General features: G+C 47.3%; 23 protein-coding genes and 3 tRNA genes. 16 read left to right on the top strand and 10 right to left on the bottom strand.

From position 1 onward, the window contains the following. Positions 1–87 precede the first annotated feature (87 nt). Together gatD and gatE are read left to right on the top strand one after the other, a co-directional pair. Positions 88–1,386 carry a Glu-tRNA(Gln) amidotransferase subunit GatD gene (gatD, locus tag QHH00_05400; GenBank protein MDH7508818.1) on the top strand — a complete coding sequence of 433 codons (1,299 nt, stop codon included), beginning with the start codon at positions 88–90 and terminating at the stop codon, positions 1,384–1,386. After that, positions 1,379–3,241: a Glu-tRNA(Gln) amidotransferase subunit GatE gene (gene gatE / locus QHH00_05405; GenBank protein ID MDH7508819.1), complete on the top strand. Its 1,863-nt coding sequence runs from the start codon at positions 1,379–1,381 to the stop codon at positions 3,239–3,241. The genes gatD and gatE overlap by 8 nt, the downstream gene beginning before the upstream one ends. Here gatE and QHH00_05410 read toward each other — a convergent pair. Then, the gene (locus QHH00_05410; GenBank protein ID MDH7508820.1) at positions 3,238–3,807 is read right to left on the bottom strand and encodes a methyltransferase; all 570 of its coding nucleotides are present in this window, start codon (positions 3,805–3,807) and stop codon (positions 3,238–3,240) included. The two genes, gatE and QHH00_05410, sit on opposite strands and share 4 nt — an antisense overlap. 149 nt (positions 3,808–3,956) lie before the next feature. Between QHH00_05410 and QHH00_05415 the strand changes: the two genes are divergently transcribed. From QHH00_05415 to QHH00_05430, 4 genes are read left to right on the top strand one after another with little or no spacing between them, the layout of a single operon-like run. After that, positions 3,957–4,865 (top strand): rhomboid family intramembrane serine protease, encoded by a 909-nt coding sequence (locus tag QHH00_05415; protein MDH7508821.1) that lies wholly within the window; start codon positions 3,957–3,959, stop codon positions 4,863–4,865. Then, positions 4,862–5,437: an MBL fold metallo-hydrolase gene (locus tag QHH00_05420; GenBank protein ID MDH7508822.1), complete on the top strand. Its 576-nt coding sequence runs from the start codon at positions 4,862–4,864 to the stop codon at positions 5,435–5,437. The genes QHH00_05415 and QHH00_05420 overlap by 4 nt, the downstream gene beginning before the upstream one ends. Before the next feature lie 28 nt (positions 5,438–5,465). After that, on the top strand, positions 5,466–6,077 hold the full coding sequence (locus QHH00_05425; GenBank protein ID MDH7508823.1) for an HVO_0476 family zinc finger protein: 612 nt from the start codon (positions 5,466–5,468) through the stop codon (positions 6,075–6,077). A gap of 12 nt (positions 6,078–6,089) precedes the next feature. Beyond that, positions 6,090–6,746 (top strand): protein-L-isoaspartate O-methyltransferase, encoded by a 657-nt coding sequence (locus QHH00_05430; protein ID MDH7508824.1) that lies wholly within the window; start codon positions 6,090–6,092, stop codon positions 6,744–6,746. Here the strand turns inward: QHH00_05430 and QHH00_05435 are convergent. Continuing rightward, positions 6,680–7,408 carry an HAD-IB family phosphatase gene (locus tag QHH00_05435; GenBank protein ID MDH7508825.1) on the bottom strand — a complete coding sequence of 243 codons (729 nt, stop codon included), beginning with the start codon at positions 7,406–7,408 and terminating at the stop codon, positions 6,680–6,682. The two genes, QHH00_05430 and QHH00_05435, sit on opposite strands and share 67 nt — an antisense overlap. A 60-nt stretch (positions 7,409–7,468) precedes the next feature. Between QHH00_05435 and QHH00_05440 the strand changes: the two genes are divergently transcribed. From QHH00_05440 to QHH00_05470, 7 genes are all read left to right on the top strand, one after another. Further along, positions 7,469–8,191, top strand: coding sequence for a TraB/GumN family protein (locus QHH00_05440; protein ID MDH7508826.1), 723 nt, complete (start codon positions 7,469–7,471; stop codon positions 8,189–8,191). Between the two features lie 53 nt (positions 8,192–8,244). Continuing rightward, positions 8,245–8,925: an FAD-dependent thymidylate synthase gene (gene thyX / locus QHH00_05445; GenBank protein ID MDH7508827.1), complete on the top strand. Its 681-nt coding sequence runs from the start codon at positions 8,245–8,247 to the stop codon at positions 8,923–8,925. A gap of 33 nt (positions 8,926–8,958) precedes the next feature. Beyond that, entirely contained in the window at positions 8,959–9,150 is a 192-nt protein-coding gene (locus QHH00_05450) for a 30S ribosomal protein S17e (protein ID MDH7508828.1), read from the top strand. Positions 9,151–9,193: 43 nt separating this feature from the next. Next, positions 9,194–10,159: an ABC transporter ATP-binding protein gene (locus tag QHH00_05455; protein MDH7508829.1), complete on the top strand. Its 966-nt coding sequence runs from the start codon at positions 9,194–9,196 to the stop codon at positions 10,157–10,159. Further along, the gene (locus QHH00_05460) at positions 10,156–10,971 is read left to right on the top strand and encodes an ABC transporter permease (protein ID MDH7508830.1); all 816 of its coding nucleotides are present in this window, start codon (positions 10,156–10,158) and stop codon (positions 10,969–10,971) included. The genes QHH00_05455 and QHH00_05460 overlap by 4 nt, the downstream gene beginning before the upstream one ends. After that, positions 10,962–11,816 (top strand): ABC transporter permease, encoded by an 855-nt coding sequence (locus QHH00_05465; protein ID MDH7508831.1) that lies wholly within the window; start codon positions 10,962–10,964, stop codon positions 11,814–11,816. Before QHH00_05460 ends, QHH00_05465 begins: the two co-directional genes overlap by 10 nt. A 42-nt stretch (positions 11,817–11,858) precedes the next feature. Beyond that, positions 11,859–11,932 (top strand) — tRNA-Arg (locus QHH00_05470). Positions 11,933–11,937: 5 nt separating this feature from the next. Here QHH00_05470 and rqcH read toward each other — a convergent pair. Next, positions 11,938–13,857 (bottom strand): ribosome rescue protein RqcH, encoded by a 1,920-nt coding sequence (rqcH, locus tag QHH00_05475; GenBank protein MDH7508832.1) that lies wholly within the window; start codon positions 13,855–13,857, stop codon positions 11,938–11,940. Between the two features lie 89 nt (positions 13,858–13,946). On the opposite strand from rqcH, the gene QHH00_05480 reads away from it, so the two are divergent. Next, positions 13,947–14,042 (top strand) — tRNA-Thr (locus QHH00_05480). Between the two features lie 78 nt (positions 14,043–14,120). Then, complete coding sequence (locus tag QHH00_05485; GenBank protein MDH7508833.1) at positions 14,121–15,020, top strand: NAD-binding protein; 900 nt, start codon at positions 14,121–14,123, stop codon at positions 15,018–15,020. A gap of 99 nt (positions 15,021–15,119) precedes the next feature. On the opposite strand, the gene QHH00_05490 is transcribed toward QHH00_05485, so the two are convergent. The 7 genes from QHH00_05490 to hypE all read right to left on the bottom strand — a co-directional run bounded on the left by QHH00_05490 (position 15,120) and on the right by hypE (position 24,963). Then, positions 15,120–16,523 carry an Ig-like domain-containing protein gene (locus QHH00_05490; protein ID MDH7508834.1) on the bottom strand — a complete coding sequence of 468 codons (1,404 nt, stop codon included), beginning with the start codon at positions 16,521–16,523 and terminating at the stop codon, positions 15,120–15,122. A 280-nt stretch (positions 16,524–16,803) separates the two neighbouring features. Continuing rightward, the gene (locus QHH00_05495) at positions 16,804–18,015 is read right to left on the bottom strand and encodes a DUF1015 domain-containing protein (GenBank protein MDH7508835.1); all 1,212 of its coding nucleotides are present in this window, start codon (positions 18,013–18,015) and stop codon (positions 16,804–16,806) included. Between the two features lie 272 nt (positions 18,016–18,287). Beyond that, positions 18,288–19,361, bottom strand: coding sequence for a GTP-binding protein (locus QHH00_05500; protein ID MDH7508836.1), 1,074 nt, complete (start codon positions 19,359–19,361; stop codon positions 18,288–18,290). Between the two features lie 208 nt (positions 19,362–19,569). After that, entirely contained in the window at positions 19,570–20,340 is a 771-nt protein-coding gene (locus QHH00_05505; GenBank protein ID MDH7508837.1) for an MIP/aquaporin family protein, read from the bottom strand. Between the two features lie 506 nt (positions 20,341–20,846). Next, a tRNA-Val gene (locus QHH00_05510) sits at positions 20,847–20,948 on the bottom strand. Between the two features lie 310 nt (positions 20,949–21,258). Next, a complete protein-coding gene (locus QHH00_05515; protein ID MDH7508838.1) occupies positions 21,259–23,445 on the bottom strand; it encodes an immune inhibitor A in 2,187 nt (728 codons plus the stop codon). Between the two features lie 471 nt (positions 23,446–23,916). Continuing rightward, positions 23,917–24,963 carry a hydrogenase expression/formation protein HypE gene (gene hypE, locus QHH00_05520; GenBank protein MDH7508839.1) on the bottom strand — a complete coding sequence of 349 codons (1,047 nt, stop codon included), beginning with the start codon at positions 24,961–24,963 and terminating at the stop codon, positions 23,917–23,919. A 215-nt stretch (positions 24,964–25,178) separates the two neighbouring features. On the opposite strand from hypE, the gene QHH00_05525 reads away from it, so the two are divergent. Then, the coding region (locus tag QHH00_05525) for an iron-containing alcohol dehydrogenase (protein MDH7508840.1) at positions 25,179–26,310 on the top strand (1,132 nt) is incomplete at its 3' end.

Consider the following 26,310-nt stretch of genomic DNA (forward strand, 5'->3'; position numbering starts at 1 on the left):
TTCTTTTTTTAATTTTTTTGTTTTTCTCTTAACCATCTTTTACCAAAATAGTTAAGCCTGGACTCTATTCTCTTTTCGGGGTCATTAATGAGCTACTCCGCACAAGTCCTCTCGCTATTGGAAAGAAGTGGGGCCAAAGAAGGCGATCGAATTGTCGTGGAAACTGATCGGAAGAGAATCGAAGGCATTCTTATGCCACATCACTCCTTTAGTAATCCAGATATTATTATTTTGAAATTGAAGAATGGTTATAATGTCGGGGTTAAGATTTCGGGAACTTCGAATATTAACCTGATTGAGAAAGCACTCAGTAAGGGGACAAAACGATCTGAACATGCAATGAGGCCTGAGAAAAAAACAGTTTCAATCATCGGAACAGGAGGTACAATCGCCAGTTATGTCGATTACCGGACGGGGGCGGTGCACCCTGCACTGACAGCCGATGAGCTCGTCAGCGCTGTGCCGGAGATCGCAGATATTTGCAACGTAAAGGCCAGGGTCCTATTCTCAATCTTCAGCGAGAATATGACGGTCGAGCGATGGCAGATGCTTGCGGAGGCGGTTGCGGATGAACTGAGGGACGGCGTTGAAGGGTGCATCGTCCCCCATGGGACTGACACGATGGGATATACTGCGGCGGCCCTCTCCTTCATGTTTGAAAACCTCCCGCGGCCTGTCATTCTTGTCGGTGCACAGCGGTCCTCTGATCGTCCCTCGTCGGATGCGTATACGAATCTTATCGCAGCTGTGAGGTTTGCGGTCGAATCGGATGTTGCTGAAGCGTGTGTGCTCATGCACGAGTCCCCGTCAGATACATCTGCTTTAATTCATCGTGGTACAAAAGTGAGAAAGATGCACACGAGCCGACGGGACGCTTTCGCGAGCATTAATGCGAGACCGATCGCGCGGATTCATTTTGAAGGAGGCATTGAATATCTGTCGCATTACAAGAAAAAGAACGATGATCGAGTTGTCTTAAAAAAAGAAATGGAAGAGAACGTTGCGCTTCTGTATTTCTATCCTGGTATGAGTGCTTCTAAGTTCGAGAGAATCCTGAATGAGCACAAGGGGATAGTGATCGCCGGGTCAGGTCTCGGACATGTCTCGTCTGATATGGTCCAGTCGATCGCGAGAGCGATCCGATCAGGGACCACTGTCGTCATGACATCCCAGTGTCTCTACGGAAGGACTAATCTCAATGTGTACGACACTGGAAGGGATCTTCTTGCCGCAGGCGTGATTCCTGGTGAAGATATGCTTCCCGAGACGGCGTATGTGAAATTAATGTGGGTACTTGCTCACGCCTCGTCGGAGAAGGAGATTGAATCGATGATGCGCGAGAATCTTCGAGGTGAGATCTCGCCCAGGAGGGAACTCGATGACTAAGGAAGCGATCATCGGCCTTGAAATCCATCAGCAGCTCGATACGAAGAAACTCTTCTGTTCTTGCGACTCGACGCTTGTTGATCACGAAGGTGCTTCTATTACGCGGAGGTTGAGGCCTACCCAGAGTGAACTCGGTGACATCGATCGTGCAGCGCTCGCCGAGGCAGAGAAGCGCTTAAAGTTTAACTACCAAGCACCTCCAGGCGTCTCGTGTCTTGTAGAGGCAGATGAGGAGCCACCACACGATGCGAATCGCGATGCAATTGAGATCGTTTTGACCATCGCTTCGCTTCTTAACGCGACACCGGTTGATGAGATACACTTTATGAGAAAAATTGTTATCGACGGCTCAAACACGACGGGTTTTCAGAGAACTGCACTGATCGCGATGGACGGTTCGATTGAGATCAATGGTAGAACGATCTCGATCCCGACAATCTGCCTCGAAGAAGATGCTGCAAGGAAGATTGAGGTGAAGTCCGGTGAGGTCACATACAAACTTGACCGCCTCGGTATGCCACTTGTGGAGATCGCAACGGGCCCTGAGCTCCGAACGCCTGAAGAAGTCAAGATCGCTGCTCAGAAGATCGGATCTCTCCTAAGAGCGACGAAGCGGGTGAAGCGCGGAATCGGCACGATCCGTGAGGACCTCAACATTTCAATTCCAGGCGGGGCGAGAGTCGAGATCAAGGGGGTTCAGGACCTTCGGATGTTACCGACTTATGTCGCAAAGGAGATTGAGAGACAGGAGATGTTACTCGAGATAAGGGATATGCTACTGGCCCGTGCTACGCAGGATATTGCACCGTGTTTAGTTGATTGTACGGATGTTTTTAGAGAAACAAAGTCAAAGATCATTCGGTCATCGATCTCCTCGGGCGGGAAGGCTCTCGCACTTCCATTGAAGGGTTTTGGCGGTGTGCTCAAGAGCGCGGACGGCCGCCTCCGTCTCGGTGCGGAGCTCGCACATCATGCGAGGGCAAGAGGAGCTGGAGGAATCTTCCACTCGGATGAGTTACCAGCATACGGAATCGACGAAGCCGCGGTCACTGCTGTAAGGAAAGAGCTAGGCCTAGACAAAACAGACGCTTTTGTTATTTGTGTTGATCTGCCGGGGAGAGTCGAAAGGATTCTTGAGGCCGTTGCCATGCGCGCTCGATATGCCCTGATCGGCGTACCTGAGGAAACACGAGATCCGTTGCCCGACGGGACAACGGCATACAGCAGGCCACTGCCAGGTGCTGCAAGGATGTACCCCGAAACCGACGTGAAACCGATTGCGGTAGACACTGAGCTGGTCGCTCGTATCAGAGAGAGGCTGCCAGAGTTGCCCGAATCAAAAGTCAAGCGCTTCGTGTCGGAATACGGCATTCATGAGCAGCAAGCTGAGCAGATCATCAGAGAAGGGTTCGAAGAGATTTTCGAAGAAATCGCATCGAGATGGGGCCTCGGGAATATCGTCGCGAAAACGCTCCTGAACACCTTTCCGGAGCTCGAGAGGGAAGGCATTGGCGTTTACTCAATCGACGATAGCAGAATTGTGGAGATTTTCCAGGCGCTTCACGATAATAGATTCGCCAAAGAAGCGCTCCCAGATATTTTGCGACTTATCGCGAAAGGCATTCCTCTCGAGAAGGCGATCGAGGACCTCGGTCTGAAGACGATTTCAATGAACGAGGCCATGACTATCATCGAGCAGATCGTGGAGGGGAGAAAAGAACTTATCAAGGAGAGGAAGATGAACGCGATGGGCCCGCTCATGGGGGAGGTCATGTCGCAGTTGAGAGGAAAGATCGACGGCAAGATCGCAAGTGAGTTATTGAGGAAAGCAATTGCGAGGGTCATTGGAGATTAAGGAAGTCGGAGGCGAAGAACAGCCAGTTCCTCAAAGAACATCCTCCTCCTCGCGATGCAGTCAACTTTGAAGGGGGCAAGCACTTTCTCCAGAGTGTCCTGATTCATGAGTGATGAAACGACGATGAAGACTCTCCCGGTCTCCTTCAGAAACTGGGGAACATAGTACAGGAAACGCGCTAATATTTCGACGCCGCCCCTTCCTCCAGCCCATGAGACGGATTCGTCCCTATCCTGTTCAACAGGCAAATATGGCGGGTTGAAAATGATTGTGTCAAACTTTCCGGTGATCGCTGAAAAGAGATCGGAACGGATGACGTTAACATGCGCACAGTTTCTTTCAGCATTGGTTCTCGTGCACTGTACAGCCGCGTCATTGATATCAACGGCGGTGACGATGGCACCGGCTATCGCGCAGTGAATCGAAATGATCCCAGTCCCGCAACCAATTTCAAGGACTTCCTCGTCTCTTTCTACTTCAACTGATTCAAGTAGAAGGAACGTGTCTTCCCTCGGTGGATAAACGCCAGGACATTCTGTAATTTGAATCTGCTCGTTGATCCGCATATTCTTTCCTTGTCTGCGGCTCGATACAATTGTACAGCATAAAAAGGATATTCTTGTTGTCAAATTCGCAAAAAATCAGCGGGGTCGTTTTCATTGACTTGCGAAATGCAGATAATGCTGGAGCTTGCTACGCTCTGCCAGGTGTTTGAATGAACTCTCTTTCGTGGATTGCAATCATCGTTATCATTTTTTCGATCTCCATCGGCTTCACGAAACGAGTCAGCATGACAAACTCTTTGATCATGGGGAATCTCGTTGTTTATTTTCTCACGATCATTTCATTGAGAGATTTTGGCTTCTTTGCGATATCTCCAGTCCAGCTTGAATTGGGGTTTAGACCAGTGTATCTCATTTCTCTGGAGAATTTTTACACACTCTTCACGCAGATGTTCGTGCACTCGTCGATTGCGCATATCTTATTCAACATGCTTTTTCTTTACCTCATTGGTGGGCACCTCGAACTCAGGATAGGAAAATCGCGCTTTTTTGTGATTTATTTGCTCGCTGGGTTGCTCGGGGTGTTGATGGAATCTCTCGTTCAATGGGGTTCCAATGTGCTAATAATCGGTGCCTCTGGTGCGATCTCTGGGGCTATGGGGGCTCTCCTCCTTCTCTATCCGAGAGAAGAGATCCCGATGTTTCTCGGACCTCTTTTCTTACCTCGCGTACCTGTTTGGCTCTCGGTCGGATCGTGGTTTGCGATCCAAGTCGTCATGGTTTTTATTGACTCCGGACCGATCGCATATACCGCACATATCGGCGGATTCCTCGGTGGTGCGTTGATCGCTTCTGTGATGTCGCCAGGGATCAAAGCCGCTGAGCAGAAAAAACAAGAAGTGTCTCGGCTAGAAGCATCTGCGCTCGAATCTCTTGCGACAACGCAAGAATTGAAGAACGCGCTGGCAATAATAAGGGAAGAAAGATTTGAAGATGTGAGAAAGGCCTGGCTTGAATATTTTGTAAAGAGGGCACGTTGTCCAAAATGTGGCTCGTCCCTCTCCTTCAACGGGTTCCAGATTCGTTGCACATCATGCGATTTCGTGACGGTGGTGAGATGAAGGGAATGACTGTAGAAGTCCTCTGTGAGGGTATGATCCGGAAAGCTGGTGGTTTCGTCGTAGAGGCGCACTCAAGTTCAACTCTCATTTATAATGACGAGATGAAGGTAATCGTGGACACGAGTAGTCCCGCGTATCGTGAAAAAATACTCGCGTCCCTCAGAAACCTGGGTATTGGATGCGACGAGATTGATGTCGTAGTGCTCACGCACCTTCACCACGATCATGCCGGAAATAACGATCTCTTTGCCAACGCGCAGTTCATTGCACACGCGAGCGAATATCCCCCAGATCAATTCACGAAAATTTACAGTGATATCGATCTCTCTGAAGGTGTCCGCATCGTTCACACGCCTGGGCATACGAGGGGAAGCATCAGTGTTTTCGTCAAATCTGGATCGAAATTTGCGATCGTAGGTGACGCATTGCCAACGAAGGATAATTATACAAAGTGGCTACCGCCAGGGATACATTACGATGCATCAGAGGCGCTCGAGAGCATGAGGAGGATAGTCAGTTTTGCAGACTACGTGGTTCCGGGCCACGACCGGTTGTTCAAGGTCGACCGATAATTATAACTGGGAGTTCGTTAAATGGATTGTGAAGATTGAAATGACGATCCCGACTGCTATTTACTTGGAGTGCCCCTCATGCGGTACGAATACCCTCCATGAGGTTCTCAGGGGCAGGGTTGGAGGAAAGAAGGAAACACTGGAGGCGACCGTGCGCTGCAGAAAATGCGGCACCGTTCACACCACTCTCTACACTGAAATGAAACCGTTGAGGATCCCCGTCATCGTTAGCGACCTTGGGAAATCGCAGAGAGAGGAAATCGAGCTCGGTCCTGACGAGCTGATAACCATCGGCGATGAATTAATCGTAGGGGACACGCAAGTCGTCGTGACATCGATTGAAAGTGGCGAAAAGAGAATGAAGGAATGCGTCGCCAGAGAAATAGGGACGATATGGGCGAAGAGATTTGATAGGGTAAAAGTTAAGATTTCAATCAATAAGGGGAGTAAAACGATCCCCGCTGAGATGCTTGTTCCGCCCGACGAGGAGTTTTATGTTGGCGATCTCCTGACCATCGGGAAGTACAATGTCGTTGTGCACAACATCAAGACAAAAGATAGGATGCTGAGAGATGGCGGAAGCGAAGCGCGGGAGATTGTGAGGATCTACGCAAAGATCGTCAGGACGACGAACGCTTGAGGTGCTTGATGCATGGAATTCGAGGCCGAGAGGAAGCGGATGATCAGATCTCTCATTGAAAAGGGTTACCTCACAAAGCCCGATGTGATTAGAGCTATGGAAAAGGTTCCAAGGCACCTATTCGTTCCTGAGGGTATCCGTCGAAGTGCGTATATCGATACGCCCCTTTCAATTGGGGAAGGGCAGACGATCTCCGCACCGCATATGGTCGCTCTCATGGTCGAAATTCTCGATCTTCATCCAGGGATGAAAGTTCTTGAGGTCGGTGGGGGATCTGGTTATCATGCAGCTGTCATGGGGGAGCTCGTGAGACCGAATGGCCATGTGTATAGTGTCGAAAGAATCGAGTCTCTCGCTGAAAGAGCGAAGAAAAATCTCAAAGAAGCGGGGTACGACGACGTCGTAACGATCGTCATTGGCGACGGATCGAGGGGGCTGAAGGAATATGAGCCGTTCGACAGGATTTGCGTCGCAGCTGCGGCTCCGAGTGTCCCTGAACCGTTGAAGCATCAGCTCGCTGAGGGTGGCAAACTGCTTGTACCGGTCGGCGGTCGATGGTACCAGGACCTCATTCTCGTCGAGAAAAAACAAAATAAGTATCTTCAAATGAATCTTGGTGGCTGTGTCTTCGTGCCATTGATCGGTGAATATGGATACAGCGGCGATTGAGAGGGCTCTTCTAAAATTATAGGGAGGACGGCACGCAAGTCATTCGATCGAACGATGACATCAGCGTTTTTAACGACGACCTCATCGATGGGATTAAATGCGATTGAAAGACCGCAGTCCTCGAACATCGACACATCGACAAAGCTGTTCCCTATGCTCACCACTCTGTTCCTTGAAATGCCCCATCTGTGAAGAAACGAATCCAGTGCCCGCCGTTTATTCGTCAGCTCAACCCTCAAGATTCCTTCGCCGGTCAAGCACCCCTTTTCGTCGAACTCGAGACCATTTGCGATGTAATCGTCGAATCCAAAGATCCGTTTGATTCTTTCGGCGATAACATCTATCCCGCCGCTCACGATGACAGTTCTCATCCCAGCATTTTTCAATGCGCGGACTGTCTCGTCAATCCCTTTTAATAGAGGTAGTGGTGTGAGGATACTTTCGATGTCTTTTTTGCTCAAGTCCTTTTTGCACGCTTTCCAGAGAGCGATGTCCCTGCGCATAAATTCAGTATCATCGATCTCCCCGCGTATGTATTCCTCTAATGAGGTTTCATTAGTCACGCCGAAGTGATTATGTATCCATGTCCATGAGCTCGGATAGTCAACGAGGACGCCATCCATATCAAAGGCAACAAGATCGAACCGTCTTTCCTTCGTCATTTCCGTGTTCAGAGAAGAGCATGAAAAGATTATTAAAAACTTCGCGCAATGAGTTGAACAATGATCACGCTCATCGGTGTGGGCCACGTTTTCAACATATCCGAACAGGTTCGCCAGATCATATTCTCTCACAGGCCCAAGGCCGTTTGCGTCGAGCTAGACCCACGTCGTTACGAGGCTCTCAGGAATCCTGGCGCAATCCGGTCGCTGCCTATCATGTACCGCATGCTCGCGGAAGTTCAGAGAAGAATGGCCAGGGAATTTGGTGGGGAAGTGGGAATGGAGATGATCGCTGCGGCGGAAGCCGCGATAGAAGTCGGGGCGGTCGTTGAATTCATAGATGACGATGCTACGGCAGTTTTTGAAAGACTCTGGAAAGAAATGCCTGTCAAGGAAAAAGTCTGCCTCATGTTTTCAGCAATTACTGGTTTTTTCATTTCAAAGGGGAGAATCGAAAAAGAATTGGCGATGTTCGAGGAAAACGGGGAGGATTATCTCAGGTCATTCGGTGAACAATTTCCGACGATCAAGAGGTTGCTCATCGATGACCGAAATAGAATGATGGCATCGAGAATTGAGGACGCGTATTCGAATTATGGTGAAGTTGTCGCCGTTGTTGGCGACGGGCACATTGAGGGCATAATGAAACTCTTAAACAAGGATGGAATCAAGGTTTTCAGACTACGGGACTTGAGAGAATGGCCACTGCATGATGAAAGGAAATCACTATCTGGCAACGCCGAAGCATCGTTTTGCTTCACTTATTCAGATCAATACTTATGAAAATCATATATCGCACAAGAACAATCTAGAGAGAGGAAGCTGAGAGGCGATCGATGAGGGTTAAACTACTTTCATATACAAAGGACGCCGAGAGACTCTGCGCCGCTGCCGCGCAGTCCTGTTATTCTGAAAAACCAGCGAGCGAATTGTTGGTCGACATCGAGGATAATCGATCGGGTAAAATCATTTCGAGGGTTGTCGGCATGGGCCATCATTCTGTCATCGAGCACGCATGCTACACATTCAGTGTAGAAGGCGTTTCGAGAGCACTGACACACCAGCTCGTGCGCCACAGGATTGCGTCATATTCACAGCAGAGCCAACGATACGTCTCGATGGATCGCGCCGACTACGTGATCCCACCGAGTATCGCCAGAGAGGGGGAGTTGGCCGAAGAGTTCAGAAAATTGATGGATGAGATCTGGGAAGTTTATAGGCGACTATCCAAAAAAGTCGACGTAGAGGACGCGCGGTATGTCCTACCAAACGCATGCACGACGAACATTACTATTACGATGAACGCGAGGGAACTTCTTCATTTCTTTTCGCTCCGCTGTTGCAATCGTGCTCAGTGGGAAATCAGGGAGGTCGCGGATAGGATGCTCGCCGAGGTCAAGAAAGTATCGCCAGCGATTTTCGAAAATGCGGGACCGCCTTGCATGAGAGGGCCGTGTCCTGAGGGAAAAATGAGTTGCGGAAAGCCGAGACGGGACGAGTTGAAAAGGCTTAAATAACAATATGGCTTAACCCGAGCTACCGGTGTAGGCATGGGAAAAATACGACCTACGTATATCAAGAGGGTAGCGCTCGAACTTGTCAAGAAATATCCAAAGGCGTTCAATGATGATTTCGAGCACAACAAGCTGTTAGTAGAGAAGCTCACGGATGTTTATTCCCCCACGATGAGGAATCGGATCGCGGGCTACGTGACGCGCTACTGGCAGCAGCTCGAGCAATGAATCGATATATTTTTCATCACCCTCATTCTTTTCCTCGCCAACGATGAACAATGCCGTTGAGTGCAGGTCACTAAGTCGATCTTTTAAGGGGAACGCGAGGCAGCCACCGATCATTGCCCTCGATAACATCAATCTCGATGTAAGAGAAGGCGAGCTCTTTGGCCTGCTGGGACCGAACGGCGCAGGCAAGACGACGCTAATAAAAATCCTCGCAACTCTATTGCTTCCTTCCTCGGGGAAGGTCACAGTACTGGGGTATGATGTGGAGAGGGAAGCGCACAAGATAAGACCATTGATCAACATGGTTTCAGGTGGGGAAATTTCTGGATATGGATTGTTAACCGTGAAAGAAAACCTCTGGATGTTTTCACAGTTCTACGGCATCCCGAGTAAAATCGCTAAGCGAAGGGTCGATGAATTGCTTCATGAGTTTGCGCTTGTGGACAAAGCAAACGCCAAGGTGAGAACGATCTCGACCGGCCAACGGCAGAGGATGAATGTCGTCAGGGGTTTCGTGACCGATCCCGATCTGATCTTCCTTGATGAACCGACATTGGGTCTTGATGTCAATTCGAGTAGGACGATCCGAGATTATATACGGAGGTGGGTCAGAGGCCAGAAGGGAAAAACGGCGCTGATTACAACGCATTATATGATGGAGGCTGAGGAACTCTGTGACCGGGTCGCGATCATCGACCGGGGACGCATTCTTGCGTGCGATTCGCCCCACAACCTCAAGAAACAGGTTCAAAGAGACGCGGTTTTCACCCTTGAGACCACGCAAGTCATGGATCTCAATTGGTTCGGGCAGATCAGCGGCGTGAAGGGCTACAGTTGTGAGATCAACGGTGAACACCAGAAGATCAGGATCGTCACGGAAGAAGAGTCTGTGCTGGCTGAGGTCATCCAGGCGATTGCGGGTAAGGGGGTCAAGGTGCTTTCCCTCACCAAAGCAGAGCCGACACTCGAGGACGTCTTTTTGCAGCTAGTCGGAAGAGGGCTGGTATGATTGATTGGCGCTTGAATCTCCGTGCTGTTATCGGAAGGGCTTATCCTCGGATTATTGGATCTTTCAGGGAGCCGAGTTGGCTATTCTTTGACATCTTCCTCCCTCTCCTCGGGATAGCGGCGTTCGCCTTTTATTATCAGGCGCTTGGCGCCCCTCCAGTTTTCATCGGTTTTGTGATTCTCGGCGGCGCGATGACAGCATATTGGCTCAACGTCCTTTGGAGTATGGCGGCACAATTCTACTGGGAGAAAGAGGTGGGTAACCTCCAGTTATATCTTATGGCGCCGATGTCGCGCATGTCCGTTCTCGCGGGGATGGCGCTCGGTGGCATTTTTTTCACATCAGTCCGTGCACTGTCAACGCTCACCTTAGGTATACTGATTTTTGGTATAGAAATCAAGATCGTTTCCCCAGGTAGCCTCCTGATCGTCTTCTTCCTCACCCTTTTCGCACTGTACGGTATGGGGATGATGTTCTCCTCTTTGTATCTCCTCTACGGCAGGGGAATTTGGCATTTATCGAGCGTTTTTCAGGAACCGATCTATTTCGTTTCTGGCTTTTATTTCCCGGTCAAAGCGCTTGGATTTTGGACGGCGCTTCTGGCTTCGATTGTTCCAATTACTCTCGGTCTCGATGCGATGAGGCAGCTGATTTTCGCAGGACAGGAGACAATGGGATTTCTACCGGTCAATCTCGAGATCATTATACTTGTCTTTTTGACGGTCGCTTTCATTTACGGCGCCCGCGTTGCGCTCAATTTCATGGAAAATCTGGGTAAAAAAGAGGGGAGGCTGACTTTGCGATGGCAGTGAATGAACATCTGCGAACGATTAGGTGGGCGGCGTGGCTCGGCTGGCAGATGGAGTCGAATTGGACAAACCCCTTTCTTTTCATCATTTATTCTATCATCAAGCCAATCACGGCGACACTGATACTTGTTTTCATGTACCTCATTATTCTCAAGTCTGTTAACGCTGACCCCGTGCTCTTCTCGTACATGTTCATCGGGAACGCTTTTTACATGTATGTGGCGCAGGTCTTATTTGGCATCACCTGGGTAGTGCATGAAGATCGAGAACATTATCAGACCTTAAAGCAGATTTATATCGCACCGATCAACTTCTCAGTTTACCTCGTTGGGCGAGGGATCAGCAAGATCATCATCACAACGGCAGCAGTCATCGTGACACTCGCCTTTGGGATACTGGTCCTCGGTTTACCTGTTAACCTCTGGAGAATCGATTGGTTGGCACTTGTCGTTGCAATGATCCTTGGGCTCTTTTGCATCTGCACGATAGGCATCGCGCTCGCAGGTATTTCCCTGCTGACGGCGCGCCACGGGGCAGGAATCAACGAAGGCGTCGCTGGCGTTTTCTATCTGTTCTGCGGCGTGATCTTTCCAATAACTTTTCTACCTCCATGGGGACAAACGGTAGCCCTATTCATTCCGATTACTTACTGGCTCGAACTTCTAAGGCGTGCGATGATGCCCGAGACCGTCTCGATCAGCGGTCTTGGAGGCTATTCAACGCAAGAGATGGCGGTCTTACTCCTTGTCTCTATACTTCTCTTCCTTTTCCTCTCATTAATCATCCTCAGGTACGCGGATTTCCTAGCCCGAAAGAAAGGAAAACTGGATATGACGACAGCTTATTAGGCAGAAAGTGAATTAAAGGGGACACTGATATCCCGGAAGGAAGCCCGAGTGGGGTAGCTTGGACATCCTAGGAGGCTGCGGACCTCCAGACCCGGATTCGAATTCCGGCTCGGGCACTCTCCTAAACCTCTATCTCCACATTTCTCTTCTCTTTAATGGAGATATCACCTGGTGGGAGAACTCTCGATATTTCTTCTTCAGGGACACCGAAAAATTTTGCAAGGGCTGACGAAATCAAATTCCTATCGGTATCCCCTGGTACGATCACAATAAACCTCGTCGACCGCTTTTCTATGGCACTCCGAGGTCCGCACATGATCTTCCTTTCGCCCTGGTATTCGATCTCACCAATTGCCAGTTCGATAGGGAGATGGTGAAGATAGTTCCTTTTCCCCCTGATGATAAATGCACCTCTGGGCACGAACTCACCCGCTTCTGGCGTCTTCGAAACCTGATCTGGCAATACCCAATACGCACTCCCTTCACCTGCGCCAGCTTTCCAGATCTTTGAGTGTGCGAGTGCAAAGATCCCCGCTTCCACCATTTCCTCCTCACTCGCTGTCGCCCCATCTTTGACAATGACGCTCGGTGCACCATGAATGTCCGCGTGAACAAATCTGTCAGTGGAAGTCATGTGCTTTTTGACGAGTTGTTCGTTAGTCTTTGCGTCCCTACCAGCAAGGACAATTTTCCCGCCAGACGTGATGAACCATTTGTACCTCTCAAACCAGAACTCTTTTGTTTTCTTCGTATCTTTAGCGAAACTAGCTCTCTCCCTGCACGCTTCTCTCTGTTCAATTTTAGCCTCAGTCTCCTTGATAGCTAGAAGGGCCCCTTCAATTTTTTCTTTTAGACGTTTAGACTCCTGGTAAAGGGTATCAGCATTTTCCTCAAGACTTTTCAGGTAATCAAGTCTGATCCTCCTGCCCTGGATCTCAAGCTCGATCGAATGTTCGGAAGGATCAATTTTTTTTATGAAATCAAATCCCTTTGAGAACTCTACGATCTCATTCCATTTGGACGAAGCAGCTTTTTCTCTAAACTTGCAGAGGACTTCGTTGATCGGGATGTAATTGACGAAAAGGAGCTCTGCCAGCTCTGAGCATTCCTCCGCGCGTGTCCTCAACTCTTGAATCGCGCCTCTCTGTTGTTCGAGTTGTCGCTGGAGTCTCTGGAGCTCTTCATCGACCGCCTCTTCATCACTTCTTGGTTTCAATTCTAGGAAACGTGCTATCGCATCGGAAAAAGAAACGAACTGTTCAGAGCGAGCTCCAGCATGGATTATCAGTCTGATTGGTGCAACGTCAATAGGGGAACAATCGTCATATACAATATTCGGTTCAGGCTTGGTGCGAATCGAGTTGATGATTTCCTGCAATGCAAGGTTCAAGCTCTTGAAATCCTCGTCCGTCAAGGAATCGGCCTTTCTGTTCTTATCAATGCCGGCCCTGAGGCAAATTTCTTCGGCATACTGGCCACCAAGATTGACAACGGTTGCGAGGCTCCTTACGACATCAGATCTTGATGCTTGAAGTGCTGCCCTGAACGATTCGAATGTTGCACTAATTGGGTTGAACCGCGGTGGTGGGAATTTGTACTCCACGCCCGGTCTGATTTCTCTGTGCTTCCACTGTTTTGATGCGAGCGCGACAATGATCTTTCCTTCTTGTGCGACGATTAAGTTGCCTTCTCCAAAAATCTCAAAAACGACTTCATATTTCTTATCCCGTTGAATTTCAAGAACAACGATCCGGTCGAAATCTTTCTGATAGACTGATGTGATACGCCCACCTGACAGGTGTTTTCTCATCGTCATCGCGAGCTGCGAAGGAATGCCAGGGAGCTCAGGGCGTTCGCTGGCTAGATAGAGCCATCGCCCCTCTTGAAAGATGATCTCCTTTCTTCCAGACCCAGGCACATTGATTCTGAAGAGGAAATTGTTCGCTTCCCAGTGGAAAACCTTATCGATAAATCCGCCAATAATTGAGCGCATCTCGGCTGTCAATGCAAGCACATCAAAGGCGCTCATTTCATTTTTCATCAAAAATACCCATATGCCGAAGTGTCATAAATGCTTGTTTTCGATTTTTGGAAAACTTTATGAACACTCATCTGATAGGAGGACTCGCGGCCACTGTGGCTTAGCGGTAGTGCCTCGTGGCACCGCCAAATAGCGACGCCTTGGTAAGGCGTAGGTCGAGGGTTCGAATCCCTCCAGTGGCTCCATTCTTACCTTGCTTCACGGGAATCAATAAATATTTATTCCCACGTGTTAAAATCATTACCTATATCAGGGGGTTGCGTTTGAAGCATCGGAGACTGCTCTATTCTCTTTATGGATTATGCGCTGTCGTAATCATAGGTACTGTAGGGTTTACACTCTCGGAACCGACTGTCGATAATCCTATGGAAGCGCTTTACTTCACCCTCGTTACGATGACGACTGTCGGGTATGGGGATATCGTACCGACGACTGCCTTGAGTCGGGTCATCGCATCGATTGTCATGATCGGTGGCATCGGGGCGGGAATTACTGCTCTGCAATCGATTTTTGATACTGTCGTGAGTAGGAGTGTAAGGGAAGAATTGGGATTACCTGAAAGGAGGACAAAGATGAAAGATCATTACATAATTTGCGGATATGGGAATGTAGGTCGCCAGATTGCCGAACAATTGGGTGCAAAAGGTGAGAAATTTGTTATAATCGAGAAGGACAAAGAAAAAGTTACAGCAATGGTGGAGGAGGGAATACCCGTAATCGAGGGTGATGCTGTTTATGAGGAAGTCTTACAAAGAGCGAATATTGAAAGTGCAAAATCCCTCCTAACGACCATGAAGGACAGCGATAACGTGATGGTCGTCCTCACGGCGAAAATGTTGAATCCGAATCTGCACATTGTTTCAGAAGTTGAGGATTATCGAAATGCGATAAAGCTTAAGAAGGCAGGGGCTGACGAGGTGGTCCACTGTCACGAGATGGGTGCTCGGGTCATGGTCTGCAAAGCGAGACGCGTCGTTCTCGATCCTGTGTGTGGCTCGGAGATCGATCCTACAAGAAAGGTCTTGTCTTATGACTATGATGGTGAATCCTATCGTTTCTGTAGTGAAGAATGTCTCGAAGCGTTCAAGAAGAACCCTGTCCGATTTATAGAAATGCAGAGGACGCTCGACACGACCTGCCGGATCAAGTTCGGCCTGGACTAAGATTTACACAGTTTACTTTTGCTTAGAAAAGCGACTAAATAGAACAATCTAACACGCCTAAAATTATAAAAAAAGAAAAGGGAAATTGAATCCCTTAGTTTAGTAATAACCGCCTTCAGGCTGGTTGTTGATGTAGTCCGCTAGATTCTTTGCCTTTTCATATTTTCCGCTGCAGTACCAATCTAGTATCTGGTGAAGCGCATCACCTATTGTCATATCATCGTCGCCTGGAAGATCTACGCATCCCTTCAGGTAATAGTCTGGACCGAAGTAATCATTGTACCATGCATTTGTCAGGAGTAGTGCGAGAATCTGTGCCTGTGCTTTCTGCATCATGTTGTTGGCATTGGGGATAGATAAGATGTTGTATGCCTGTGATGGTGTGATATTCCGGATCCACTCCATGCATCTAGCTTTGCAGTGTCCGGTTTGCCCGTCAAATATATCGTTGATTTCTTCGAGGTAGCTAACGATTTTTGCTTTTGGAACCTGAATGCCACTCCCTTTCATCCAGCCCCAATTCTTGCCGATATTTGTCTTCCAGAAACCTATTGTGAATCCATCTGGGTAATAGCAGCACTTGACGATTGACGAGTCACAGATCTCATTCGGTACAACGAGGTTCTGCACATCAACCGTAGGATAGTTCGTGTTTGGTGGGTTGGCATCGTCCCATATCAATATGCCCTCACCGCCGTTTATGCAAGCAGTAACAACTGCCATTGTCGAACCATTGAGATCTAGGTAGACGACCGCCTCACCGGTGGAATTCGTCAGTACCTCATCGTCGCTCAAGACGCCTGATGTTGTTGAAAAGCGAACGAGAACGTTCTCCATCGGATTACCGTATTGGTCGAGGACGGTTGCCGTGATCGCCGCCAAATCATCACAGTCAATGCATTGAACCTCAGGCTCGAGCTGCAGCGAAGATGGGTATGAGCACGGCTCTGGAATCGATCCGACGATTTCCAATGCACGAACTCTTATTGCATCCCCGTAACTCTCATTCCAACCGTCGTACCTAGGACCAGTCGCATCATCCATCATGAAGGTGTCGTTTTCATCAAGGGTGACAATATGCCAGATCGCGCACTGGATTGCAGCAGCCTCCAGATTCGGGTCAGAGGCCATCTCAGGTTTGAACATACTGATGATATAATTCACCGCACAGGACTCATTTTCAGTCAAGAAATTTGTCAAATCGCCATCGGCCCAGAGTATGTCGTCCACATCGATTACCATGTTGAAATCGATGCAATAACCATTATATTCTACGCCAGTACCCGTATCATTCTCTAAGAGATAATATCCGGCCCATGCCCATATCCAATGACCCGGATGATATGTGTCATTGACAGCGACGTCAGCCCCGTAAACCCCTTTCCCGACCAGTCTTACTCTTTCTCCTTCTTGAGGTACGGCGCCGGCTATCGCAGGCAAACCGAAGCTCACGACGAGAAGAAAGGTAAAGAACATTGCTACCAGTATTTTTGTCGAATTCATTTCCTCCCCTCTTTGCAACCAAAAGGAAAGACAAAAGTAGCAAATCCTATAGCGGATAAGTGCCTTTATCTCCTTTTTGTTGTAATATATTCTACATGCGAGTTACTATTTGAATTTTTCCTATGATCCAGCTATTATCCAATTTGATAATTACATTTGATACCAATTACCCATCTTATTCTATTCAAGTTATTGTTCTCATTGCTCGAAACGTGTCATTTCGATATGGATTAACATTAGCGAAGAATTTTTCACTATCTGATGAGGTTCTCTGTGCGTCTTATTTTTTCATCGAATAAGCAACAAACCCAGACCATATTTTAGGCCAGAAGTAAGTCGTTTTCTTCGGCATTCTGAGCCCTTGCTCTGCAACTTTCCATATCTGATCTAATGTTGGTGGTTTGAGAATCACCGCGAGATCGTATCCATTACTTGTTATTTTCCTAAAAACCTCATTTGCGTCGTGTTCGTATTCAATACTGATTTTGTCTTTAGACTTCGCTCTCTCCAAAAGACTGTTAAAACCGAGCTCCTGGAAGACAAAAGCATCGATATCCCATAGCGTGGTATCTGATCGCTTCATTTTGGGGGTGATGATCGCACATTCGTGATCGCTTGTAATGATACCAATTCGAGAGGCATCAGATGCGAAGACATGTTTCTTAAGTTCATGGAAATCCTTCACTGGCATGATATCGAAATTTCTTCTAAGAATCTCGACGATCTCGTAATTCCTCAGCCCCGTCCCGTAGATGATTCTATGTGTCGGAAAAACGATCATTCCAGGATCGTCCGAACTGACAATCGTTGCGAGGACGAATTGGCTTTTTTCATCACCCCGCTCCCGTGAATATCTCAAAGCGGTCTCATACCTGTGATGACCATCAGCGATCAGGATTTTTTTTTGATCCAGACATTCAGAGATGATCTGTATCGTCTGCTGATCACTTATTCTCCTAAATGAGTGCTGAACGCCGTCCTCATCTTCACATTCCCAGAGGACTTTTGCGGTTGATATCGTTCTTTCTATAATTCCATTGTCCAGATGGTCGATAACCCCGAAGATCGATTCAAGATGAAACTCTGTTGCCCTCAATAGATTCAGTCGATCATCCTTAACTTTTGCAATTGTTTCTTCGTGTGGTAGAATATTAGCCTTCTCATAGTCCTCTACCTTTAGCAGCCCCACAATACCCGTTCTCGATAGCTCTCGTCCGTTGTACTTGAACGACTGTCTGTACAAATAAAACGATTCCTGAAGATCCAGAATTAGTCTCCCTTCCTTTAGCCAGCTTTCCAATTCTCTTTTTGCAGAATCGTAATTATCGCCATTATCTCCGAGGGTAATCCTCGCAATATTGAAAGGTTTGTTAAGCAAGTCTCGCTTCTTATTATCGTCTATAACATCATATGGAGGTGATATCCTATCACAGATGTCCTCTCCTTCACTGAGGTTTGGAAGATAACCTTTGAATGGCCGGAAGATAACCATATGCACACCGTAGATTTTGGCGTTATACTTACGCCGTTTTAACACCTTTTCTCCGCTCGTATGCAATGGAGCTATTTATCTCTCGCGCTTCAGCTCATGATTTATAGAAGTAAGACGCCACATACTCTCTAGTCATCTTTCCATGTTAAGAAATGACAATGTGATAATACAATCGTTTAATTACAGATCGATTCGACATTGAAACCAAGGATGGCGTGTATCTTTTTGTGGAGCACGCAACTAGTAACTCCTGGTACTTCTTTCAACACAATCTAATGCATCATTTTGTGAGTAGGTTGAGGTCTTGACGGTGCAAATGATGAATCTTCTATACTCTTGATTTCAGCACCAACCCTGAGCAGGGCGCCATGAATCGACTCCCTTACGACTCTCTTCAATTTTTCCGGTGATGAAATGACCCTTGCGTTAACGGTCATTAGTGTCTTTCCCTCGCCGTATCGCCCACCTTTAATGCCGTCAACACTCACCTGTTGATCAACTAAGCTGACCTTAAGCGCATTTGATCCAGACATTATCATTAACTTGACATGCGCAATCTCTCCAGCCTTGTAATTGACAGCAATTGATTTGAGTATATCAATCGCGAGCCCATATAAATCGCTGTGGCAACCTAGTTCGAATTCCAACGAACCATTATACCAGCCGAGCTCCGCTTCAGCCGCAGCGTATTTATCGTAGTCTACCTCAATTGGCCGTTTTTGACTAGTACTCTGCGAAGTCATAATGCTCATGATCAAATCGAGACCTTTGTTATCCACTGCTGAGTATTGGATGATCTCTGCATTAGGATTGATTCCCCTGATGATCCGTACGAGTTCCGGTATATCTTCCTTTGAGACCATATCTGTTTTCGACAGAATGATGATCTCGCCCTCCTCTATCTGGCATTTCTTAAGATAATCACCTAAATCCTCGGACTTCATCCTATGCGAGAGAAGTCGGGGACTGTCGACCACGACAAGAAGCGGAGCGATATCGAACTCGTTGGGATACAATGTCTTTAGGGGAACAATCACCGTAGATAATAGGTCTGTGCAGCTGCCGACAGGTTCGGCGAGAATTACATCAGGTCTTGACTTCATAGCAAGAATTCTCGCACTCCTGAGAAAGTCAGGAAATCGGCAGCAGAAGCAACCCCGGAGCACCTCCTCGACGGCGATGTCCATCGATTTCGTGTATTGAGTATCTACCAAAGTTTCCCCTTGGTCGTTCGTTATGAGCGCTGCCGTTTTGCCCATTTCCCTGAATTTCGCAACCACTTTGGTTGCCAAGGTTGTTTTCCCAGCTCCGAGAAAGCCGCCGATAATCACTATTTTGGTCTTCATTAGTTTTCACCTCAAGAAGGCTCTTGTTGGAGAGACGTTCCTATTATTCCCTCCTTGTTCGAACCGATGCCTATCAAAGTAGCAATCTCCTCGTGATCTATCATCATAGAAAACGGTATCTCACACTCACACATCAACATACTATCACCGTTTTATCTGGCACGAACATCCAGGTGCAATCAATTCTGTATTTTTGATTGTCAAGAAATCATTGCTCCTTTGCCATTTGGATCGATTTTGCACTTTCCAACTGTATGGACCTGTCACCGAGTTTTCTTGGATAAAGATAACTGAACGTCATTGTAGCCATTAATGCCCCAACAAACTCCGCGACTATAAAAAAGATCGCACTAGTGGGAGCTATGCCACATATGGCATAAGTAAAGACCCGTGCTAACGTGACTGCTGGATTTGCGTACATGGTGCTTGATGTTGACATCAGCATCCCTCCAACTACAGCCCCCACAGACAGACCAGCGAACTTGGACCCTCTCTTGATACAACCCAAGATAACTGCAACTAAGAGGAATGTTCCGATAAATTCTGCGAAGTACATGCCTGGTGTCTTGGTGTTTTCAGATACGACGAGAAGCGTAGGCGTAATATCATAGAACATCGCATGAGTTGCCATAACGCCAATGAATCCACCAGCGATCTGTGCTCCGATATAACAGGCAGCCTTCTTTTTCGTGATTTCTTTCGACAGAAGAAAAGACATTGTGACTGCCGGATTAAGATGACCTCCAGAGATTGATCCGAACATCTCGATCAATGCGATGAGTACGAACGCGACCGCGATCGCGTTCATAAACACCGCGAGAGCCGCATCAGATTTGAGGATATCCACCGGCAATATTGTCGACGCAATTGCTGCGATGATGAGAAAAAAGCTACCGATAAATTCTGCGACAACGCTTCGCCCCAGTGTCGACATATGTAATGCCCCTAGTGGCTCGTTCCCTACGTTTCGTCTTTTCAATACCTCTCCATTGAACAAGAGTATAAATAATAATCCAAGAACTCAAATATTTCACAAGATAAGCTAAATATCAATGGCGCAAAGGATAATTGTAATTTTACCCATTTGATCTCGAAGAATTGAGATATTATTCATCAATTTGCTCGCCAGTTCGTCAGTCCTGATCATAATTTTGAGTATAAGGGAATATTAAGTAGGCGATTTCTAGGAGATATTTTTAGAAAACGATTAGTCTGGAAACAGCCAGTCAATTGATGAAGAAAGAACTAGTCTCTTGTCCAATATTTGATCAATCACCTCGAATATTCTTGAGTGTAAAGGACAAAAGATGGAAAGCGGATGGACTAGGGAGAACGAAGATGTATTGTTAACGCGTTCGAACCGAGTCCGACACATTCATTTCAATCGACTACTTAATCGAGTTTGTTTGCTTACGCGGTCATAATTATAAAGGCCAATTTGGTCGGTATTAAAAAAAAGACCGATCGCCACCCAAATGGAATGGATGGGCTCACCCGGATTCGAACCGGGGACCTACGCCGTGTAAGGGCGTTGTCTGCCAGTTGACCTGATGACAGGCCAACTCATGACCACTAGACCATGAGCCCGCTGCGATAATAAGCAAGCCGTTATTAAAAAATTAGCTGTTGGTTCTTTCAAAAATCGTTTTCTATGCCTATCCGTTATCCATTCTTGAGATCTATGATCATTCATACTGGTATTCTCGAAAGGTATTTAATGCGAGTTAGTAATCCATTTATCTCTGGCTTCCACACCAATTTCTTTTTTTCAATCTTTCGATCGATACTTCAGTTTATTACAAGCGCAAAAAAAGAAAACGGAGGCGTTCCTAACTCACGTGGATAAAGATTACAAAAGAAATAGAAAATAGAAAGGGAAATGGTTTTAAGGTCGGCTTCATGCTATGCCGGTTATAGGCCAGTTTATCACAGTTCCGATTCCGTAGTCAACAGGTCCCTGTGTAGTGCTGACGATGACAATTATGTACTCGTAGAGTGAAAGTAGACTCGCCACGCTTCTGAATACCGTCTCGTCATCGTGGTTTATATTGATTTCAAGAAGCATTGGCAGCAGATAATTGCCTGATACAGTCACCTGGCTCGGCGCATAAATGGTTATCGTGAAATCAGAGTCTGGGTAAACTGGAACCAAGGTAGAGATCGAATCTCCGCCATCGTCGACCAGTTCGTCATTGATGTACACGTTATCAATATACCACCCTTCTTCAGCGTATGCCCAGTCCGTCATGTATCTGAAGCGGTACATGATCTCTTGTCCGACGTACTCAGAAAGATCGAATGACATCGTTACGAACCCACCGGACCATCCTGTCAAACCTGGCAAATTCTCAATAATCGCTGGATGGGCATCTGGATCTGTTTCATTAGTTGTGTACTCATTCTCAAGCGAGACCCATGTGTTTCCCCCATCGACTGAGACCTGTACAAAGCCGAAATCCCAGCCTTCCTCTATTTCATAATATGTATCGAATGTGAGCGTTGCCTCCTCCATTCCCGAGAGATCAGCCGTACCGACAAGAGAGACGTCCCTAAGATCGGAAGCGCCTGAGTACCACATGTAGCCGTAAGGCCAACCTATCCACTCGTTTGTCCAACCAACTTCGGCATAATCATCGCCGTCAAATGCAAGGTTCAGTAGTGTCTTAGTGACATCAGGTGAATTGACCACGACAAAGTAATCTGTCGCGTATGACCCTAGTGTGCTAACTTCCGTGTCATAGCCGTCATAAGTCCAAGTTGTTCCATAGAACGAAGACTCGTCGACAAAGCCCCATTCTGGATCATACAAGTGATATGTGAGCCACAAGCCCGAGAGATCAATTGATTCGTAATCGTAAAGTCCGTTGCCTATGACATCAGACCTGATCAGGTTTGCCAATGAAAACGCATGATAGACCTTGTCGAAGTCCCAATCCGTGTATCCCTGATCCTGCAATGCCTGAGTTACAGAAGCGGCACCATTCAACGTGCTCTTTGCGAGATCCGAAATCAGTTCAGACCCGCCAAAGTGATCGTTCAGGTAAACCATAAATAATGCAGCGCCACCATAATCAGCGAGGATGTTGATGTCCCCTTGGTCTCCCCATTCCGTCAATGAGTTATCAGGAGTGTAAAGGTATCTTGCGAAATAATCATAGGGTATTCCGTAACCACACAGAACTTCTGCATACATAGAACATCCTTCGTTTAACCAGGTATCCTCATCGGGATCTAGGTAATCATGTAATAGGTGCTGATATTCGTGTGCGACCGTACCTTCATATAGCCATGGTCTTGGAGAGCTCGGTCCCGTCCTGTTGTCCCAGTCCCAGCAGTCGATATTGATTATATTTCGGTCGTAGTAGAGATCTAATGTCGGGCTGAAGAAGCCAGCGATGTAGTATGGATATGACGGGTCGTAATAATTACTGTCCCTGATGTTAAAGATCATGATCATGACTTTGCCAGTGTCGTTCGTCTCCATAAATGGATATCCCCAATCTTTGAATAGGGCATTAGATCCGTCCAATGGTGGTGGCTCTGAGAAATACGAAGTCATATTGGGATAGATATTGCTGTCAAATTGGTCGATAATCCAAGCCACATGGTCATCGGTGATTGTGATTCTGGAAGTGTATGCGTTCCTGGGATCACCAGCCGGGAAGCTTAGATCGAGTGCCACCCACACTTCACAATAGTTACCCTCGCCCCTCTTCTCGAATGGTTTAAATCCGCCACTATAGGAACCTGCGTAGTACCATTCGATGTCACCAACGTTGTAGAAGTCGCTAAGATCGTGCTTTAATGGAGTCGCACCAGCAGCCGATGCTGATGAGGCAAGTGCGCTGTAGTCAGGGATTTCCGCTCTAATCGACGGCCCTGCGTCTATTTTTTCCACGTCAGCAATAACTGGATCCTCTGAAGGGGCAGCGATTGTTGTCGGGAAAACAACAGCAAAAACCCCGAGCACCATAACCAGCGCCACTGCAACGCTAAGAACCTTTGTTACTTTTTTCAATTCATAACCCCTCCTAAGTTTTCTGCTTGCCAATGGTCCAGATATTCTCTTACCCAGTGGCAGCATTTGCTGTAAATGTATCGAATACATCTATATATATAAATTTGGTATCTGGGGTTTTGACCCACTTGCTTTTGTCAGAAGTTTCAAATGTAAATGGAACTCTGAAATGGATGTCACGATCTGTTGCAATCAATAGGGTTTCTTTGGGTATTCGATTGGGTGGTAGGAGTATGATCTTCTTGGAAGCTTCTTAATGATTCATACGGCGACTAGGTAACTGCAGATCGTTGTAGTACGCTGGTGCCAATTTCAGAATCTGAGGCGACCATATCTTGCCATGCCGCTATTTGTCTATCGATGATCTCTTAGTTTCAACCTTTCTCACAATGGATTTCTCAAATGTGGCGATATACATTCATCCAGCTTCTAGAATGATAAAAACTTAGTCACGGTAAGGCAATTCAGGTAAGATATCAAATTTCCGTTAGTGTTATCAATCACTCTCTGGCAAATGAGAATTTTCGTATGTTAACCTCAACATATTCTCGGCACTGGATCCCCGATAGGTCTTTCAAGAATCCTTTTTCCGCCGATTTCAGTTCTTAAAACAACTCGCTTGTGTTTTGACGTCGCTTTTCCGATGATTTCAGCCCCCTTTCCGAGAGGCGACCCTTTCATCGCCTTGAGCACTTCCTCTGCCATTTCCGGCACAACGGCAACAACCAATTTCCCCTCGTTACCGATTGTGAGCGGATCGAGTCCAAGCATCTCGCACGCGTTTCTGACAGGTTCCGCAATCGGAATGGCCTTTTCATCGATCTCGATCCCCACTCCTGATTTCTCTGCCCATTCATTGAGAGTATTTGCTAGACCGCCCCTCGTCGGATCCTTCATCGCAACCGCGCCGCCAACACTGAGTATTTCTTCAACAAGTTCATTGAGGGGCGCGACGTCGCTTTTGACCTTCGTTTCGAAGCCGTAACCCTCTCTAAAGGAAAGAATGGCAATGCCGTGGTCGCCTACGGTTCCAGAGACAATGATGACGTCTCCATCTGCAACATTGTCATCGGTTAACCAATTACTTCGTACTTTTCGAGACGAAGAGGCGACTTTAAAATTGTGATCGAGGTACTCGCTCCTCCGTCCCACGGCTGATGTCGTAATGATCATACCATCTGCTGCCCCCTTTTCAACGACTTTCGTGTCCCCTGTCACGATCGGAACCCCAGTCAGAGCGGAGTACTTGCCCATACTCTTCATAACTCTCTCGAGTACATCGAATTCCAACCCTTCCTCTAAAACCAAGGCGCAAGACATTGCAAGTGCTTTCGCACCCATGACCGATATGTCATTAATTGCCCCACAGATCGCCAGTGCCCCTATATCACCTCCAGGAAAAAAGAGCGGTTTAACAGTATGAGCATCGGTCGTGAAAACGATGCCATCCACTACGGCAGAATCGTCAAAAGATTTCAGAGGCACTTCAACCGGGAAATCCGGCAAAAATGGTACGATGTGTTTTCCAATGAGTTCCTGCATCAACTCTCCACCAGCACCGTGCCCCATCGTCACCCTGTTCATGCGATCATAAATTCAAGGGTGTCGTTTAAATCTTTTTAAATAAAGGCGGAAAACGATCTTTGATGCACCCCTTGCAACTTTTGATCGATAATTGTCTTTGATTCAGTTATGAAATTGATCGTTTATAGACAATTTAAACAAAATCAGTTCATTTTTGAAGCAAAGGTTTATCATCGATTCTTGCTTTTCGAAGTCCCGCACCACGGAAGATTTGTATGAACTCCTTCAGATTTCACGTACCAACGAGAGTCATTTTCGAAAAGGGGAGTGCCCACTCCATTGGTAAAATCCTCCTTGCACATGGAATTCACTCAGCATTTATTGTTACAGACAAGGGGGTGCGGAAGGCAAGCTGTGTTACAAAGGTGATCGGCGCTCTTGACGAAAGTGGGATTGTTTACGATATTTACGATGGCGTGGAGCAGAACCCAAAGGAAGAAAACGTCATTGAAGCTCTCGAGGCTCTCAAAGCCTCATCACATGAATCTATCATTGCTGTTGGTGGTGGTAGCGTAATCGACACAGCAAAGGCAACGCTTGCGCTGATGAAGGAATGTTGCGACATTCATGAGCTCTATCATAGGGAAGTGACAGGTGTTGCGCCGATCACGCTGATCGCTATCCCAACAACCGCAGGCACGGGCAGCGAGGTGACAAGGTCGGCGGTCATTACTGATACAAAGGCGAAGGTAAAGGAGACAATTCGTGGAGAGTGTCTTTACCCTAAGATTGCGTTGGTCGATCCCGAGCTAACGATCTCTTTGCCAAAATCGATCACTGCATCGACAGGCATGGATGCACTGACTCATGCCCTCGAAGCTTATACATCAAGAAATGCTCACTCTATGTCCGACGCCCTCGCCGTTGAAGCGGCGAGATTGATCTTCGAAAACTTGAGGACGGCTGTTGAGGACGGCAATAACATTGAGGCAAGGAGTTGCATGAGCGCCGCTAGTACACTTGCTGGGATGGCGTTTTCAATTTCTGGGCTGGGAATGGTTCATGCGATGGCAGAGCCCCTTGGCGGAAGGTTCAATGTGCCGCATGGGGTCGCTAATTCCGTACTTCTTCCGTACTGCCTCGAATTTAACTGTGGTGCGGTCATGGACAAACTCGCACGATTGGCTAGGATTTTGAACTTACACGCTGATGGGAACTGTAACTCTTCCATCGAAGATGATGCTAATAGCGTTGTCAATGCGGTCAGGAAACTGTCAGCTGATATCGGTATCCCTCATCACCTTAATCATTTTGAAATCAGCCAAGATGAATTTGAAATACTCATTGATGATGCGATGAAGAACAGTTGCCTCCCTGCAAACCCTAAGAAAGTCAAGAAAAGTGAAC

The organism is Methanomassiliicoccales archaeon, assembly GCA_029907465.1.
Taxonomy (GTDB): domain Archaea; phylum Thermoplasmatota; class Thermoplasmata; order Methanomassiliicoccales; family JACIVX01; genus JACIVX01.

Bases quoted from the DNA above. Each gene is read 5' to 3' on its own strand.
- gatD (MDH7508818.1), top strand. From the start codon at position 88: ATGAGCTACTCCGCACAAGTCCTCTCGCTATTGGAAAGAAGTGGGGCC.
- gatE (MDH7508819.1), top strand. From the start codon at position 1,379: ATGACTAAGGAAGCGATCATCGGCCTTGAAATCCATCAGCAGCTCGAT.
- QHH00_05410 (MDH7508820.1), bottom strand. From the start codon at position 3,807: ATGCGGATCAACGAGCAGATTCAAATTACAGAATGTCCTGGCGTTTAT.
- QHH00_05415 (MDH7508821.1), top strand. From the start codon at position 3,957: ATGAACTCTCTTTCGTGGATTGCAATCATCGTTATCATTTTTTCGATC.
- QHH00_05420 (MDH7508822.1), top strand. From the start codon at position 4,862: ATGAAGGGAATGACTGTAGAAGTCCTCTGTGAGGGTATGATCCGGAAA.
- QHH00_05430 (MDH7508824.1), top strand. From the start codon at position 6,090: ATGGAATTCGAGGCCGAGAGGAAGCGGATGATCAGATCTCTCATTGAA.
- QHH00_05435 (MDH7508825.1), bottom strand. From the start codon at position 7,408: ATGACGAAGGAAAGACGGTTCGATCTTGTTGCCTTTGATATGGATGGC.
- QHH00_05440 (MDH7508826.1), top strand. From the start codon at position 7,469: ATGATCACGCTCATCGGTGTGGGCCACGTTTTCAACATATCCGAACAG.
- thyX (MDH7508827.1), top strand. From the start codon at position 8,245: ATGAGGGTTAAACTACTTTCATATACAAAGGACGCCGAGAGACTCTGC.
- QHH00_05450 (MDH7508828.1), top strand. From the start codon at position 8,959: ATGGGAAAAATACGACCTACGTATATCAAGAGGGTAGCGCTCGAACTT.
- QHH00_05455 (MDH7508829.1), top strand. From the start codon at position 9,194: ATGAACAATGCCGTTGAGTGCAGGTCACTAAGTCGATCTTTTAAGGGG.
- QHH00_05460 (MDH7508830.1), top strand. From the start codon at position 10,156: ATGATTGATTGGCGCTTGAATCTCCGTGCTGTTATCGGAAGGGCTTAT.
- QHH00_05465 (MDH7508831.1), top strand. From the start codon at position 10,962: ATGGCAGTGAATGAACATCTGCGAACGATTAGGTGGGCGGCGTGGCTC.
- rqcH (MDH7508832.1), bottom strand. From the start codon at position 13,857: ATGAAAAATGAAATGAGCGCCTTTGATGTGCTTGCATTGACAGCCGAG.
- QHH00_05490 (MDH7508834.1), bottom strand. From the start codon at position 16,523: ATGAATTCGACAAAAATACTGGTAGCAATGTTCTTTACCTTTCTTCTC.
- QHH00_05495 (MDH7508835.1), bottom strand. From the start codon at position 18,015: ATGGTTATCTTCCGGCCATTCAAAGGTTATCTTCCAAACCTCAGTGAA.
- QHH00_05500 (MDH7508836.1), bottom strand. From the start codon at position 19,361: ATGAAGACCAAAATAGTGATTATCGGCGGCTTTCTCGGAGCTGGGAAA.
- QHH00_05515 (MDH7508838.1), bottom strand. From the start codon at position 23,445: ATGCTGCCACTGGGTAAGAGAATATCTGGACCATTGGCAAGCAGAAAA.
- hypE (MDH7508839.1), bottom strand. From the start codon at position 24,963: ATGAACAGGGTGACGATGGGGCACGGTGCTGGTGGAGAGTTGATGCAG.